The 16,818-nt window shown below is 49.3% G+C and carries 15 protein-coding genes; all 15 read left to right on the plus strand.

What is annotated here, in order from left to right; all coding sequences use genetic code 11:
* Positions 1–1,446, plus strand: a 1,446-nt coding sequence (gene msbA, locus IBX50_RS04420) for a lipid A export permease/ATP-binding protein MsbA (RefSeq protein WP_292253681.1), incomplete at its 5' end; no start/stop codon positions are given.
* A complete protein-coding gene (lpxK, locus tag IBX50_RS04425) occupies positions 1,446–2,474 on the plus strand; it encodes a tetraacyldisaccharide 4'-kinase (protein WP_292253684.1) in 1,029 nt (342 codons plus the stop codon). The genes msbA and lpxK, both read left to right, overlap by 1 nt.
* 11 nt (positions 2,475–2,485) lie before the next feature.
* Positions 2,486–3,109 carry a tRNA-(ms[2]io[6]A)-hydroxylase gene (locus IBX50_RS04430; RefSeq protein WP_292253687.1) on the plus strand — a complete coding sequence of 208 codons (624 nt, stop codon included), beginning with the start codon at positions 2,486–2,488 and terminating at the stop codon, positions 3,107–3,109.
* A gap of 88 nt (positions 3,110–3,197) precedes the next feature.
* Positions 3,198–4,580 (plus strand): conjugal transfer protein TraF, encoded by a 1,383-nt coding sequence (gene traF, locus IBX50_RS04435; RefSeq protein ID WP_292253692.1) that lies wholly within the window; start codon positions 3,198–3,200, stop codon positions 4,578–4,580.
* Between the two features lie 144 nt (positions 4,581–4,724).
* Entirely contained in the window at positions 4,725–5,597 is an 873-nt protein-coding gene (locus IBX50_RS04440; protein ID WP_292253695.1) for a UTP--glucose-1-phosphate uridylyltransferase, read from the plus strand.
* A gap of 5 nt (positions 5,598–5,602) precedes the next feature.
* Complete coding sequence (gene pgi / locus IBX50_RS04445; RefSeq protein ID WP_292253699.1) at positions 5,603–7,216, plus strand: glucose-6-phosphate isomerase; 1,614 nt, start codon at positions 5,603–5,605, stop codon at positions 7,214–7,216.
* On the plus strand, positions 7,213–8,490 hold the full coding sequence (locus IBX50_RS04450) for a nucleotide sugar dehydrogenase (RefSeq protein ID WP_292253703.1): 1,278 nt from the start codon (positions 7,213–7,215) through the stop codon (positions 8,488–8,490). The genes pgi and IBX50_RS04450 overlap by 4 nt, the downstream gene beginning before the upstream one ends.
* Before the next feature lie 144 nt (positions 8,491–8,634).
* Positions 8,635–9,801: a nucleotide sugar dehydrogenase gene (locus IBX50_RS04455; RefSeq protein WP_292253707.1), complete on the plus strand. Its 1,167-nt coding sequence runs from the start codon at positions 8,635–8,637 to the stop codon at positions 9,799–9,801.
* A 34-nt stretch (positions 9,802–9,835) separates the two neighbouring features.
* Entirely contained in the window at positions 9,836–10,603 is a 768-nt protein-coding gene (locus IBX50_RS04460) for a hypothetical protein (protein WP_292253710.1), read from the plus strand.
* A gap of 5 nt (positions 10,604–10,608) precedes the next feature.
* Positions 10,609–11,631, plus strand: a complete 1,023-nt coding sequence (locus IBX50_RS04465) for an NAD-dependent epimerase (protein WP_292253713.1) — start codon at positions 10,609–10,611, stop codon at positions 11,629–11,631.
* 30 nt (positions 11,632–11,661) lie between these two features.
* A complete protein-coding gene (locus IBX50_RS04470; RefSeq protein ID WP_292253716.1) occupies positions 11,662–13,431 on the plus strand; it encodes an SLC13 family permease in 1,770 nt (589 codons plus the stop codon).
* Positions 13,432–13,435: 4 nt separating this feature from the next.
* A complete protein-coding gene (cysQ, locus tag IBX50_RS04475) occupies positions 13,436–14,209 on the plus strand; it encodes a 3'(2'),5'-bisphosphate nucleotidase CysQ (protein ID WP_292253719.1) in 774 nt (257 codons plus the stop codon).
* 168 nt (positions 14,210–14,377) lie between these two features.
* Positions 14,378–15,313, plus strand: coding sequence for an HD domain-containing protein (locus IBX50_RS04480; protein WP_292253776.1), 936 nt, complete (start codon positions 14,378–14,380; stop codon positions 15,311–15,313).
* A gap of 11 nt (positions 15,314–15,324) precedes the next feature.
* Positions 15,325–16,290, plus strand: coding sequence for a nucleotidyltransferase domain-containing protein (locus tag IBX50_RS04485; RefSeq protein ID WP_292253722.1), 966 nt, complete (start codon positions 15,325–15,327; stop codon positions 16,288–16,290).
* A complete protein-coding gene (locus IBX50_RS04490; RefSeq protein ID WP_292253724.1) occupies positions 16,290–16,805 on the plus strand; it encodes a histidine phosphatase family protein in 516 nt (171 codons plus the stop codon). The genes IBX50_RS04485 and IBX50_RS04490 overlap by 1 nt, the downstream gene beginning before the upstream one ends.
* Positions 16,806–16,818 lie beyond the last annotated feature (13 nt).

Below are 16,818 nucleotides of genomic sequence, written 5' to 3' on the forward strand. Positions count from 1 at the left end.
AAAAGTTTTCTGGTATTACCCGCCCGTTTTTATGACCACAACTCATCCGGGCATTTGGTTTCACGTCTTACTTATAACGTGGAGCAGGTCACCGGAGCTGCGACCAACGCCATCACGGTATTAATTCGGGAAGGTCTGTTTGTCATCGGACTGATGGCTTATCTGATCTGGGTCAACTGGGCGCTGGCACTGGTATTTGTTGCCGTGACACCCATCATTGGTGTAGTAGTCAGTTATGCCAGCAAACGCTTTAGAAAAATCAGCCGTCGCATTCAGGGGTCCATGGGGGACATTACCCATGTAGCTTCCGAAGCCATTAGTGGTTACCGCGTGGTACGCAGTTATGGTGGCAGTGAATTTGAATACCAGCGTTTTCTGCATGCCAGTGATAATAATCGTAAACAAGCCATGAAAATGGCACTCACCAAAGCCATCAATACCCCGGTGGTACAGTTGATTATCGCGGTGGCACTGGGTTTTCTGGTGTGGTTGGCGCTGTCGCCGGATTTGATGGGCAGCATGACACCCGGTGAGTTTATTGCCTTTCTTACCGCTGCATCATTGATGGCCAAACCCCTGCGCCAACTCACCGAGATTAACAACACCATCCAGAAGGGGTTGGCGGCCTCACAAGACGTATTTGCCTTTCTTGATGCTCCAACAGAACCTGATCAAGGTACTCAAACTCTAGGTCGTGCTGAAGGCCGGGTAGAGTTTGATCAGGTTTGTTTCAGTTATGGCTCGGATCAACCCCAGGTGCTCAAAAACATCAACCTCAGTGTTAAACCCGGTGAAATGATTGCACTGGTTGGGCGCTCGGGCAGTGGTAAATCCACCCTAGCCAGCCTGATCCCGCGTTTTTACGAACTGGAACAAGGACAAATCCGGCTGGATGGTGTTCCCATTGATGAGCTCACACTCAGCAATCTCAGGAAACAAATTGCAATCGTCACCCAGCAGGTCACCCTGTTTAACGATACCCTGGCAGCTAACATCGCTTATGGCATCACCAACCCGGATCGTCAGGCGATCGAAGCTGCAGCCAAGGCTGCTTACGTGATGGACTTTGTCGAAAAGCTCCCGCAAGGGCTGGATACACTGGTAGGTGATAATGGAGTGTTGTTGTCCGGTGGTCAGAGACAACGTATAGCCATTGCCCGCGCCATCATGAAAAACGCCCCTATTCTGATTCTGGATGAAGCCACTTCGGCGCTGGATACTGAGTCAGAGCGTTACATCCAGCAGGCACTGGAACACGTGATGCAAGGGCGAACCACCTTTGTTATTGCCCACCGCCTGTCCACCATCGAAAAAGCGGATCGTATTCTGGTGGTGGCAGAAGGGGAGATCGTGGAATCCGGTACTCACCAAGAGTTGATCCAGCAGGATGGTACTTATGCCATGCTGCACAAGATGCAGTTTCACGAACAGGTGACACCCCAGTAATGAAGCTGCAGCAGTGGGTTGAACAACACTGGTATGCCAGAAATCCAGGTGTTCTGCGGTTACTGGCTCCGCTGGAGGCACTCTACTGCCATAAAATGCAGCAACGCCAACAGGCTTACCGGCAGGGTAAAAAGCCATCCAGTCATCCCGGTGTACCGGTGATTATTGTCGGTAACCTCACTGTAGGCGGCAGTGGTAAATCTCCAGTGGTAGCAGCGCTGGCTGGTTATTTTTGTCAAAAAGGTTGGAAGCCCGGCATCATCAGCCGGGGTTACGGCGGTAAAGCCACACACTACCCCTTACTGGTCACAACCGGCAGTGATCCGGCAGAAGTGGGTGATGAACCACTGATGCTGGCACAACAGACCGGATTACCCGTAGCCGTAGACCCGGATCGACCAGAAGCTGCCCGCTTGTTGGTCGAACAAGGCTGTAACCTTCTGCTAGCGGATGACGGATTACAGCATCTTGCATTACAACGGGATATCGAGCTGGTGGTGTTGGATGGTGCCCGTGGGCTGGGTAATGGGCATTGCCTGCCGATGGGGCCATTAAGAGAAGCAAGCAGTCGTTTAAACAGTGTGGACTTCATCCTCTGTCAGGGTGGGTTAACCGTGCCATTGCCAACAGACTGCCCTGCCGTAGATCAACGCTGGATCAACTACAGCCTGCAACAAATCGGCTGGCGCTGTGGTGATGGTAAAACTCAAACCGACATGCCATTCAAATCCGGTCAGCAGGTACATGCCTTGGCCGGTATCGGTAACCCAAAGCGTTTTTTTGATCAACTGCGACAGCAAGGGCTGGATGTTATTGAACACCCGCTAAAAGATCACGCACAAATGGATGCCCGCCTGCTGGATCTACCCGGCGAGCAACCCATCCTGATGACCGCCAAGGATGCTGTAAAACTCCAGCCTTGGTTGAATACACGTCACTGGGTGGTAGAAGTTCAGGCCGCATTACCCCAAACCTTGCTGGAAACACTGCAAAGCCGTCTACAAGTCCAGTTGAATCTACTGCAATAGAAGCCAAAACCATGATTGAAGCTCCAGCCATACCAGAAATTGAAGCCTTCTTAAAATGCCGCACCCCACAAGCCTGGGTGAATGCCGCGCTGGCACAGCTCGACATCCTGTTGATCGACCATGCCCAGTGCGAAAAAAAAGCTGCAGCAGCAGCCATGAGTCTGATGCACCGGCACACAGAGCGCACTGAACTGCTGAAAAAAATGTCTCAGCTGGCGCGGGAAGAACTGCTACATTTTGAACAGGTGGTTAACCTGCTGCAGGAGCGGGGCATTGTTTACCAGAATCTCAGTCCATCGCGTTACGCTGATTGTTTACGCAAACATCTGCGCACCAGTGAAGAAGGGCGATTTATCGATTTATTGATTATCGGTGCCATCATCGAAGCTCGCTCTTGTGAACGCTTTGCTGCACTGATTCCTCATCTGGATACACCCTTGGCAAAATATTACCGTTCACTGATCAAATCTGAAGCCAGGCATTTTGTAGACTATCTGCAACTGGCAGAGCTCTATTCATCCGAACTAATTGGTCAACGTGTTGAGGCGTTGTTACAAGTTGAGCAGGATCTTATAGAAAGCCCAGATACAGAGTTCAGGTTTCATTCGGGTGTACCAACCATTGATACACTTTAGTAACTGTAAAGGGTTAAAGGTTTATGCTATAAGCTCTATATAAACCCTTAATAGCCTAGATCCGCCTGACCAGAATGAGGAAAGCACAATGATACTTAAACCAACCCGTATTGCCCTGGCACTGGCTGCACTTAGCCTGCCCTTCGCAGCGGTGACTGCTTCTGCCAACCAATCCCTTGTCAGTCCTGGTTACTCAGCAACGATTGGTGGTGTATTCAACAGTGCCACAGTGCATTCTAGCTCAAAAAACCCTGCAGGCAACAACCTGCTACTGCGTGACGGCGAGCGTATGCGTTTTGGTTACCTGAGTAATCTGGGCATGTACATGGAGTTCGGTCAGGTGGATGAGCTTGAAGATACGCTGGATGGAATTGTTAATTTCCTTGATGGTCAGGAAATTGATGTGGATGCACTGGTTGCTGATCCTTCTGGTACTGTGACTGAGGTTACAGCTGCTGCCGAGGAAGCTTTTGATATGCTGCTGGATGATCTGGAGCGCAATGGTCAGTTTCGTTTTGGTGGTATGGTACAAGCACCGCTGACTCCTTTTATTATTGGCTCACAGACAGCCAAGGGTACGTTCAGTATCAATGCCTCTGGCAGTGTGCAGGGTTCGATGGGTGTTATTAATGGTAAAGGGGCGAATATTGATATTATCTATGATCCGGCTGAAGAATTACTCACTTACAATTCCGGTGACACCGATGCCGGTGTTGACTTGCGGGTAGCTAGCATTACTCATCTGGCTGTGGGTTACGGCACCAACCTGGGTGAGTGGTTCGATATCAATCTGCCAAAAGGTGAGTTGGAACTGGGTGCACGCCTGAACCTTTATCAAGTTGAAACGGCTCGTACTTTTGTTGCTCTGCAGAATGATGATGATGAGTTTGAAATCGGCGATAGCTTCGAATCAGCTGAAAACAACACCCAAAAGACCAATCAGCTTGGTTTGGATCTTGGTGTGATGTGGCATGCCAGCAACATGCAGGCAGGTTTGACTATCTACAACCTGAATGAGCCCGAGTTTGATTACCCAGATCTTGGTAAGGTGCTGGATAACGATACATTAGGCAAGCTGAAAAACTTGCAATCTGCAGGCAAAAGCAAAGTCGCAGATACTGTGACTCTAAGTCGTCACTCAGTAGTTGAGGGTGCTTACTTCACCCAAAATCGCAATTGGGTGCTGCAGGGATACTATACACTGGGTACAGCCACCAACTTTGTTGGTGATGAGTACCAGATGATGGGCGTGTCTGCTGGCTATTTCTCTGACTCTTGGTGGTTGCCAGGAGGTCGCCTTGGTTACAACAAAAACATCACAGGTACCGAGCTAAGCACGATAAATGGTGGTGTGACCTTCTTTGGCATGATGAACCTTGATGTAGCCATGGGGCTGGAAACTGTGGAGTACGAGGGCAGCAATGTCCCTCGCTACTTCGCAATCAGTCTGGGCTTTGAAGAAAAGTTCTGATAAATCAGTATTATTAGCAAGTCATTGATATTTAGTTAAAAAAAGAGTGCCTTTGGCACTCTTTTTTAATGGGGCTGCTTAAGATTCCTGTTCAGTGGCGTGTTAGACTCTATATAAGAAAGAACAACATCAGGAGTATTCAGCGTGTCGTCAACCATCACTCTTCGCAAAGTCATCATTCCAGTTGCTGGACTTGGTACCCGCCTGCTGCCGATCAGTAAATCCATTCCTAAAGAAATGCTGCCTGTGGTGGATCGCCCTTTGATTCAGCATGTGGTTGAAGAGGCTTTGGCTGCTGGTTTAAATGAAGTGATTCTGGTCACCCGCAGTGGTAAATCAGCGATAGAGGATCACTTTGATTGCCACTACGAACTGGAAAGTGAACTGGAAAAGAAAGGCAAAACGGCTTTGTTAAAAGCCTTGCGTGACATTGCTCCACCGGAATTAAAAATCACCAGCGTACGCCAGGGTCGTGCTCTGGGCTTGGGGCATGCCATTCATTGTGCTGCACATTTATTGCAACCCAGCGAGCCTTTTGCCGTGATTTTACCGGATGTGCTGGTGAAGCCTGCTTTGGATAACAAGGCCATGATCGACCTGGCTGTGATGGCAAAAACCAGCCAGGAAAGACAAACAGCCCAGATTATGGTTGAGGAAGTGCCGCTGGAACGAGTGGATCAATATGGCATTGTCAATTGTGGTGGTGTGGAGTTGCAGCCCGGTGCAACGGCACCCATGTTATCGGTGGTCGAAAAGCCATCACCGGCTGATGCACCGAGTCGTTTATCTGTAATCGGGCGCTATATACTGCCAGGCGAGATTATGGCGATACTGGCCGAGACACCACCCGGTGCCGGAGGAGAAATCCAATTGACTGATGCCATTGCAGAACTCATCCGCAGAGGTGGAACGGTTGAAGCCTATCGGATGCATGGTCGTACTTTTGATTGTGGTTACATCCAGGGCTGGCTGCAGGCCAATCAGCAATTAGGCAGGGAAGCTGGTTTACTGGAGTAAACAGGATGAAAAATCTGGATGCTTTTTACCGGTTAACAGGGCTTAGCCGACAATCCCTGATATTAGCCGACTTGTTTGCTGATCAGCCGGATCGTGGTCAGCTTTTTTGCATCAAGAGCCCGTACCTTATGCTGGATTTCAGCAAGCAGCGGGTAACATCCGATATTTTGAATCATTTGGAAAAACTGGCACAACAGGCCGAATTACCCTACTGGCGTGAGCAGTTGTTTACAGGTGCAGTGGTTAACCCCAGCGAAAACCGTGCAGCTTTGCATACAGCCTTGCGTGCACCGGCAAATCAACAATCAGCCGATCTGGCTTGCGTGGAGGAGCAGCTGCAGCGTATGGATCGGCTGGTAACACGTATTCAATCTGGTGTCTGGCGGGGTTATTCCGGCAAACGCATCACAGATGTAGTGAATCTGGGCGTGGGCGGTAGTGATCTCGGGCCCTTAATGGTGACCCATGCCTTACGAGAACATGCCGAACCACAAGCGCGGGCATTACGAGTACACTTTGCCTCCACCATTGATGGTAGCCAGTTGTTTGATTTGCTGGAGCATCTAAGTCCGGAAACTACGCTATTCATCATTTCTTCCAAGTCTTTTACCACTATTGATACCTTGTCCAATGCCAATACAGTGCGCTCCTGGCTAAGCAGCCACTGCAACGATGAACAACGTGTATTACGCTGTCACTTCATTGGGGTTTCTGCCACGACAGAAAAAATGGATGCCTGGGGCTTGCCGCCAGAAAACCAGCTGGCCTTCTGGCAGTGGGTGGGAGGGCGTTTCTCTCTTTGGTCAACGATAGGTTTGCCAATTGCACTGGCTTTGGGTATGTCTGTTTTCCGGCAGTTGTTGTCAGGTGCACACGCCATGGATGAACACTTCCGTCATGCTCCAATGCTGCAAAACTTACCGGTGATGCTGGCCTTACTTGGGGTATGGAATGTCAATTTTCTGGATATTCGTGCTCACGCAATTTTGCCTTATGACGGCCGACTAAAGTACTTCCCTTCCTATCTGGAGCAACTGGAGATGGAAAGCAATGGCAAATCGGTCGATCGTGCTGGTCAGCCAATTGATCATGCCACCTGTCCGGTGCTATGGGGAGAGATTGGTGCCAATGCCCAGCATGCTTTTTATCAGCTGTTGCACCAGGGTACTCAACCAGTAGCATCAGACTTCATACTTGCAGCACGGCGTTACGACAATGCCCGTCACTACGCTCACTACGCAGAACTGCAGGCACAGCATCAGCTGAATATTGCCAACTGCCTGGCTCAGTCACGTGTACTGGCGCTGGGCAATGCGGCTGTAGAACCCACAGATAATCCTTTCCGCCATTATCCCGGTAACCAGCCATCCTCCACCTTGCTGCTGGATAGTCTGGAGCCGCAAAGTCTGGGTGCACTGATTGCAGCTTACGAACATAAGGTATTTACCCAGGCTGTCATCTGGGGGATTAATCCCTTTGATCAGTGGGGTGTGGAGCTGGGCAAACAGGTTGCTTTGCAGCTGCAGCCATTGCTGATTTCAAGTCTGGAAGAGAGTGAAGTATTGCTGGACTCATCCACATTGCAACTGGCTCGGTACATTCAGGAGCAACAGTCATGAACGTATTGATGTTAGGGAATAATCTGGAATCCTGGACTTACACTGCTGCGCTGGCTTCGACAGGTTGTGTCATCCACATGGATAGCAAAGAGCTACCAGATGCTGACAGCGAGTTGATGGAGCCGGATCTGTATCGACTTTTGTTAAAGCAGCGAGAGGCTGGTCGTCTGGTCTTTGGCTCTGACAAGATTGAAGTGGATCTGCTGATTGATGCACGCCAGCAAACGGATGAACAGCGTCTAGAGTTGGATCTACTGGATTTTGCGGCACGTTTGGAGGCATTGCCAGCAGAACACCAGATTGTAGTGGCTTTGGTGCAACCTGTGCCAGTTGGAACTACCGAGCGACTGCAAAACAAGTTGCAACAGCAGGGTTTTAAACAATTGTTGATGGTTTACTGGCCGGGCTTTGTGCAGGCAGGCAGGGCACTGGAAAGTTTTACGCGCTCACAGCGCATCATACTGGGCAGCAACCAACCTACGGCAACAAGTCTGATTCGTCGATTGATGTCACCCTTTAATCGTAGTCGTGATGCCTTGCTGGTCATGCCCCCTAAAGAGGCAGAGCTGACCAAAATTGCCATCAACGGCATGTTGGCAACCCGTGTCAGCTTTATGAACGAACTGTCGGAGCTGGCTAGTCAACGTGGTATTGATATTGAAACAGTACGCCAGGGAATTGGCTCGGATAGTCGAATTGGGTACCAATACCTTTACCCTGGATGCGGCTTCGGTGGCGAAGCTTTTTTACAAACACTCGATCAACTTGGGGCAGAGCTGAATCATCAGGCAGGCTTTGGATTGCTGGACAGTGTACAAGCCATCAATGATCAGCAAAAAGACCTGCTATTCCAGAAGTTCTGGCGCTTTTACCGAGCCGATGTTGCGGGTAAAGCAGTTGCCCTATGGGGCTGTGCCTTTAAACCCAATACAGCCAGCATTTCCGGCAGCCCTGCATTGGTGTTAATTGAGGCACTGCTGGCTCATGGTGTGCAAGTGCGGGTTTATGACCCCATGGCGCTGCCAACACTTCAGAAGCTGCTCGGTGAAAAGAACGGCTTGATTTATGCCGACTCACCGGAAGCAGCAGCCCAGGATGCGGATGCAGTTTTACTGGTGACCGAATGGAAAGAGTTCTGGAACCTGAACATGCAGACGATCCACGCCAGCATGAAAACACCACTGCTGCTGGATGGACGCAACATTTATGACCCCCAGGAGTTGCAGAGACAGAGCTGGATCTATTCAGGTGTGGGAAGAGGGCAAGCCATCTAGTTTTTTACTGCTCATGCTGTAAGAAATGCTACACTTACGCTTTTGATTTTCAATGGTTATAACAGGCCTCGGGAAAGCGCCGCAAAAATCCCGGGGCGGTAGCGTGCTTTTTTATAATGACTGGTTATCAAGGATTTTAGAATAATGAATATCACCATCGCCGGTACAGGTTATGTGGGTCTTTCTAACGCGGTGTTGCTGGCTCAGCATAATAAAGTGACGGCGCTGGATATTCTGCAAACCAAAGTTGACCAGATCAATACCAGGCAATCACCTATCGAAGATGTTGAAATTGAACAGTATCTGGCAGAAAAACCCCTTAACCTGATTGCAACGACCGATAAAAATGCCGCATATAAAGATGCAGACTTTGTCATCATCGCTACCCCCACCGATTACGATCCACAGACTAATTATTTCAATACTCAAAGCGTAGAAGCGGTCGTTCAGGATGTGTTGGCCATCAACCCCAGTGCAGTGATGGTGATCAAATCCACCGTGCCGGTGGGGTACACTCAAAGCCTGCGAGAAAAATTCAACACGCAGAGCATTCTCTTTTCGCCTGAGTTCCTGCGTGAAGGTAAAGCACTCCACGATAATCTATACCCCTCACGCATTGTTGTGGGAGAGCAGTCTGAACGCGCAGAAGTATTTGCCAACCTGCTGAAGGAAGGCGCCATCAAACAGGATGTGCCGGTGCTGTTCACCGACTCCACCGAAGCTGAAGCCATTAAGCTGTTTGCCAACACCTACCTGGCCATGCGAGTAGCCTATTTTAATGAGCTGGATTCCTACGCTCAGAGCCATGGGTTGAGCTCCCGCCAGATCATTGAAGGCGTTGGACTAGATCCCCGTATTGGTAGCCACTACAACAACCCCAGCTTTGGTTATGGTGGCTATTGTCTGCCAAAAGACACCAAGCAGCTGCTGGCCAATTACGACCAGGTGCCCAGCAACCTGATTAAAGCCATAGTAGATTCCAACACCACCCGCAAAGATTTCATTGCAGACTCCATTCTGGCTCGTAAACCAAAGATAGTGGGTATTTACCGGTTGGTGATGAAATCCGGCTCAGACAATTTCCGTGCTTCTGCCATTCAAGGTGTGATGAAACGCATCAAAGCCAAGGGTGTTGAAGTGGTGGTTTATGAACCTGCCCTGCAAGAAGACAGCTTCTACAACTCAAGAGTTATAAAAAATCTTGATGAATTCAAACAAATCAGTGATGTGATTGTCGCCAATCGTCGCTCAGAAAATCTTGCAGATGTAGAAAACAAAATCTATACCCGTGACCTGTTTGGCAGTGACTGAATACCACAGGACTATTTGATACCAAGGAACTAACGTGAAGAAAATAGAACAAAATCAACCGTCAACCCATGTTAACGAATACCGGGATGCCGGTTTTTACCGCTATCCGGATGATGAGATATCACTGGTAGACCTTGCCAAGATACTGGTTCATCGGCGTTGGTGGTTCTTTAGTGTTTTTCTGCTGACCGTCGCTATTGCAGTTGGACTCGCATGGATGAAAGCTACTTCTGGTGGGGCTGTGGTAAAAGATAAAGGACTAGTGGCCTTCACCAGCTTTGTTGCACTGGGCTACAAATCACCGAATCACTTTATTGAACCTATGGCATCTGTTGAAGCACAGCTTCTGCATATTCATCGCCCTTTACTAATAGAACAGCACCCCGAATTTGCAGGTTATCGTGTGAGGGTTAACTACTCAGAGCGTAGAAACCTGAACCAGGATGAAGGATCGAACCTCATCAGCATTATTACGCTTGCGCCTAAAGCTGCGCGTGATCAGGTGCAGGATTTCCATCGACAGCTGTTGAATCCTTTACTTGAAACTCACCAGGAGTTATTTGAGGCACTTATCCAACAGCTGGCTCAGAGTAAAACCACTCATACAGGTGCTCAGTTTCTCCCAACACGCTTGGCTGCACTGGCAGTGCCTGCCGAACCTGCTAAACCAAAAAGCACACTCAAGCCATCCTTGATTTTAGCCTTGGGTGCGGTATTGGGTGGCATACTCGGCATCATGGCGGCATTTTTTGCCGAGTTTGTCTGCCGGGTTCGTCAAAGCTTAAACGAAGAGAAGGTTTGATCCGTATGAAGACTCTTGTTACAGGCAACGCCGGCTTTATTGGTTTCCACACCGTCAAACAACTTTTAGAGCGTGGTGATGAAGTGGTTGGCTTTGACAGTGTCAATGACTACTACGACGTCACCATTAAAGAAGCTCGCTTAAAACTTCTCGCAGAAACGGCTGCCAAAACGGGCAGCAACTACACCTTTATTCGTGGCAACCTGGCGGATCAGGCTTTGGTGAAGCAGTGTTTTGAAGCACATCAGTTTGATCGGGTGATTCACCTGGCCGCTCAAGCGGGTGTACGCTATTCACTGGAAAACCCCCACAGTTATGTGGAAAGCAACATCATTGCTTTCACCAACATACTGGAAGCCTGCCGTTATTCCAAAACACCACATTTAACCTATGCCAGCACCAGCAGTGTTTACGGCGCGAATACCAAAATGCCCTTCAGTGAACACGAAGGCGTGAACCACCCCTTGCAATTCTACGCGGCCACCAAAAAAGCCAATGAAATGATGGCGCACAGTTACAGCCACCTATTTCAACTGCCCACCACCGGCCTGCGCTTTTTTACCGTTTATGGCCCATGGGGCAGGCCGGACATGGCACTGTTCAAATTCACCAAAAACACCCTGGAAGACCAGCCGATACCCGTCTTCAATCATGGCAACCACACCCGCGATTTCACCTACGTGGCCGACATCGTGGAAGGTGTGATTCGCTCCAGCGATCAGATCGCCCAGCCCAACCCCGAATGGGACAGCAACAACCCTGACCCGGCCACCAGCAACGCACCGTTTCGCATCTTCAACATCGGCAACAACAACCCAGTCAAACTCAGCGCCTACATTGAAGCCATTGAAGAAGCCCTGGGCAAAAAAGCCATCAAAGACCTGCTGCCCCTACAACCCGGCGACGTACCCGACACCTACGCCGACTCCAGCGAGCTGGAAAAAGCCACCGGCTACAAACCCGCCACACCGGTTAAAGAAGGTGTAGCGAATTTTGTAAGGTGGTATCAAGAGTTCTATAAAGTTTAATGACAATTAATTGATACTGATTAGCAGTGTATGTTTGAAGCCTATCTGACTTTATCACTTGTATTGGCAGTGCTTGCACTGCTGATCACTACTCGAATACCTGCCGATGTCATCATGATGGCCGCACTTGCTTGCTTGATGATAGTGGGCATCCTGACTCCCAGAGAGTCACTAAGTGGCTTCTCCAATACCGGTGTGATGACCATTGCAGTGCTTTATGTAGTGGCTGCAGGCCTGAAGGAGTCCGGTGCCATTCAGTACATTGCCCATCGCTTGCTGGGGCAGCCTCGTACTGCGCGGCAAGCACAGGGGCGGCTGTTGCTACCGGCTTCTCTGCTCAGTGCCTTCATGAACAACACAGCGGTGGTGGCGATGCTGATTCCAGCAGTGCAGGACTGGAGTCAGCGCATTCGCATTTCTGCTTCCAAGCTGCTGTTGCCACTCAGTTATGCCGCCATCATGGGCGGTACACTCACCTTGATCGGCACCAGCACCAACCTGGTGGTGGATGGCCTTTTGCAGCAGCAAAAGGGCATTGCACTGGGTATGTTTGAACTGGCATGGCTGGGCGTGCCGGTGCTGCTGGTGGGCGGTGGTTTTCTGCTGTTGTTCGGCGATCGCCTGCTGCCCAATCGCCAGGGGGCTGTTGAGCAGCTGGATCAGGCTCGTGAGTATGGGGTGGAGGTGGAGATCAGTCCAGGCAGTCCGCTGATCGGAAAAACCATTGCAGAAGCAGGGCTCCGTAGTCTCACCTACACCTACCTGGCTGAAATTGAGCGCAGAGGCAAATTGCTACCAGCTGTGGATCCTGACACAACGCTGGAAGCTGGAGATCTGCTGTTTTTTATTGGTGCATCCGAAGGTGCAAACGAGTTACGCAAAATCAACGGACTGCAGCCAGCTAGTGAGGATGTAAAAAAACTAAACATAGCTCATCACCAACGGCATTTGGTGGAGGTAGTGCTGGGGCCTGATTTTCCTGCGCTGGCTAAAACCATCCGTGAATCAGCTTTTCGGACTCGTTACAAGGCGGTCATCCTGTCTGTTTCGCGTGAGGGTTCGCGTCTGCTGGGTAAACTGGGTGATATTCGCTTTCAGGTGGGGGATACATTGTTGCTGGAAGCCGGTAAAAACTTTGTAGATCAATACCGCTTCCGTCGGGATTTTCTGCTGGTCAGCCTGCTCAACAATTCCACACCACCGGATTTTAGCAAGGCGCCCATGGCTCTGGGTTGGCTGGTGTTGCTTATTTTGCTCAGCACCACAGGACTACTAAGCATTCTGGAAGCAGCATTGATTGCTGCCGGTGGCATGTTGTTGACTCGTTGTGTAACCGCAAGTCGAGGGCGCGGCGCTATCGACTTAAGTGTGCTGGTGGTGATTGCGGCTTCTTTTGCGCTGGGAGCTGCCATGACTAAAACGGGCGCAGCTCAGATGTTGGCAAATCTTTTGCTTGGCGGTGCAGATACCGGTATGTCGCCCTGGCTGGCGTTGGCGCTGGTATACCTGATGACAGTGGTTTTCACCGAAATGATCACCAATAATGCTGCGGCGGTGTTGATGTTTCCGGTGGCCATGGCGGTGTCAGATCAACTGGGTGTCAGTTTTATGCCTTTTGCCATTGCTATCATGTTTGCCGCTTCGGCCAGTTTTATCACTCCGCTGGGTTATCAGACCAACCTGATGGTTTATGGTCCCGGTGGTTACAAAATGGCAGACTATGCACGCATCGGTCTGCCACTGAGTCTGCTGACCGGTTCAACAGCCGTGTTACTGATTCCCTGGATATGGAGTTTTTGAGTCAATGTTCAATCCTCAAGCCGTCATTACACTGGCACAGCAGGCAGGTGCAGCAATTCTGGAGATTTACAGCCGGGATTTTGCTGTTTATGACAAGTCGGATGCCAGTCCGCTGACGGAGGCTGATCTGGCTTCCCACCGCTGTATTGTTGCCGGTCTGGCCGAGTTGACACCGGAGATTCCGGTGCTTTCCGAGGAGTCTGTGGCAGATGAAACCACGGATCGTCTGAGCTGGAATCGTTACTGGCTGATTGATCCGCTGGATGGCACCAAGGAGTTCATCAAGAAGAACGGTGAATTCACGGTGAACATTGCACTGATCGAGAACCATCAGCCGGTGTTTGGTGTGGTGCATGCACCTGCATTAAACATCACCTGGTGGGGGCAGGCAGAGCAGGGTGCTTTCAAAATCGGGCAGGATGGTCAGCAGGCTGCCATTCAGGTGCGCACCCGCCCGGCCAGTACCAGTGACTGGAAGGTGGTTGGCAGCCGTTCACATCAGAGTGATGAATTCAAGGCATTCATGCAGCAGTACCCTGATGCACAACTGGTTTCCATGGGCAGTTCCATCAAACTTTGCCTGGTGGCAGAGGGCAGTGCAGACCTTTACCCACGCCTTGGACTCACCAGCGAATGGGACACTGCAGCCGCGCAGGCTGTTGTAGAAGCTGCCGGTGGACTGGTGCTCCAGTACCCCGACATGCAACCACTGCGTTGCAACACCAAACCCGATACCCTGTTGAATCCCCACTTTCTGGTCTGTGCCAGGCCATTATGAAAGAGCACGGACCTTTCATCTTCTGATAGAGAGCATTAGACTCAAGTCATGCCCCATTTTTCAGTTTCGGAACAGCAATATCTCTTGAATCTCGAGGTGAATCAGCTTCGGGAGTCGCTTGATTGCTGGGTACAGAAACTGCATGAGGACATCCTTTATCGGTCTGTGATGGAGTCTGATGCATTCCGGCGACTGAAAAACATTTCTTTTCTGGGTGCCATTGATTATTTGCCTTGTTATGAAAGTCATCTGAAAAAAGTGCCTCGCTCAAGAGCTGAGCATTCAGTACGGGTGGCTGCTCTGGCCTGTTTTGTGGCGGAGCATCGTGGTTATAGTCAGGAGTTGACCAAACATCTGGTTGTGGCCGGACTTCTGCATGATATCGGTCATCCACCCCTGTCTCACAGTGTTGAGCCTTATCTAAAGCAGCACTTTGGCTTTGGCCACCATGAAATGGGGCAAATGCTCTTGAAGGGTGAGCCAAGTGTTGGTAAAAGCCTGAGCAAAATACTGCAGGCTGAGCTGGATGTTGATTTCATTGATCAGCTTATAGCCGGTCAGGTTCCTCAGGATGAGGGTGGTGATCTTTTCAGTAGTCCAATCAATATTGACACCATTGACGGTATTTTGCGCACTCTTGCTTATCACCCGAAAGTAGCGATTCAATTGAAGCCGCTGGATGTGGCTTATGCCTCATTTATTCAATCAGAAAAAAAGCGTTTTGATGTTCTTGATGAGTTCTGGAGCTTAAAAGGGCTTGTATATAAAAATATCATTAATAATCGTGATGGTGCGCTTGCAGATCAGTACAGCCAGTATTATTTTTCTGTTGAATCTGGTGTGGTACTTGATGAACAAAGTCTTTTTGATGATGAAGTTCGATGGAAGAAAAAATTCAGTTCACTTTTTGATAATCTGAAATCTTTTAAAACAAAACAGCATCCTATTTTTAAAGAGGCAGTTGATATTGTTGATAGGGTCTACTATGTCGTGAATTCCAACGATGTTTTTGAGCGCTTCAGGTCTGATAAAACACAAAAACAGTTGCCGATTGAAAGTCAGAATGATTGCAAGCCTCTGCAACAGGTTTGCATGATTGTTTAAGGAGAACAGGGATGGTTCATGCAACAATTGAAAATTCACGGGTGTTCAGTCAGAACAAGATTGAAGTACTGCGCAATGCCTTTGACAAGGCTTTGAGTTTCAGTCAGTACAAAAACCATATCACAGTGGTGACAACTGGCTCTTACGGTCGTGGTGAGGCATCCGAAGAATCTGATCTGGACTGGTTCATTATTTTCGACAGGGATCTTGATCCGAGTGAAGCCATCCGTGAAGAAATCCAAAAAATTGGTGGTATTGTCTCTGCAGAGATTAAAAAAGAAGAAGGCGACAGTAAAACCTTCGGTCAGGATGCTGTTGTTCGTTTCAGTGATATGCAGACAAATATCGGCGGGCAGCAGGATACCAATGAAAGCCTGACAAGGCGCATGCTGTTTCTTCTGGAGGGAACCTGGCTTTATGGTAAGACTCGATTTAAGGAGTATCGTAGAGCCTTGTTGGAGAAATACATCAAGCCAGATGCATCGGATGAGCAATTGCCGCGATTCTTCCTTAATGATCTGATCCGTTATTACCGAACCATCACAACAGACTTTGAATTCAAGACTGCTGAAAGTGGCAAGTCTTGGGGATTGCGTAATATCAAGCTGCGTTTTTCACGCAAGCTGCTTTATTTTGGTGGTGTAATTGTTGTGGCTGAGATGAACCAGTTGACAAGAGAACAGAAGATCAATCAGGCAGAGCATTTGTTTGATCTGAATGCGCTGTCCCGCATAACAGCGCTTGGAGCTGGCTGTGATCAGACACAGGTTTTACTGGATCATTACGAGGGTTTTCTGAATCGGATCAGCGATTCAGCCATTCGGGAAGCCCTGGAGCAGGTAGTTAAAGAAGAGCGGATGGGCAACCCTGTCTACCGAGAGCTCAGGGAAGCCAGTGTCAGTTTTTCTGAAGTGCTGCATCAATGGTTGAATGAAAAATATCCAGATCACCCGATTCACCATGCACTGGTTTTTTAATGGCCATATATTTCATGCGTCATGCACAGACACCAGGTAATGCGGCTAATCTGTGGGTTGGTCGCAAAGACGAGGGTTTGACGCTGACTGGTATTGTGGAGCTGGAAAGACAGCTTGAAAAAATAATTGATGTGCAATTCAGTGGTATTTACTGCAGCCCACTGGAGCGAGCCAGGAAAACGGCTGAAATAGCAAAAAAAGCACTGGGGATTGGCTCGGAAGTTCAAGTTGTTGATGCGCTCATGGAGCGAGATTTTGGCAACTTCGAAGGCATGCCAAAAACAACTGCTAACCGGCAGGCTCTGGAAGGTGATGACAGTGTGGAGTCATCAAAAGCACTGGCATTACGCATTGAACCCTTTTTTCATCAAATCATGAAAGAAGAAGCACATCATCTGGTGATCTCGCATTCAGCGGTGTTTCGTTGTTTGATGCAAGGGCCTTATACTTCAATACCGATGCGCAGCAGCCTGGAAAATGCCGAAACGGTCATTCTTTCAAGTATTAATCATTAAGCTTACATTCATG

The sequence above is a fragment of the Marinospirillum sp. genome, assembly GCF_014859565.1.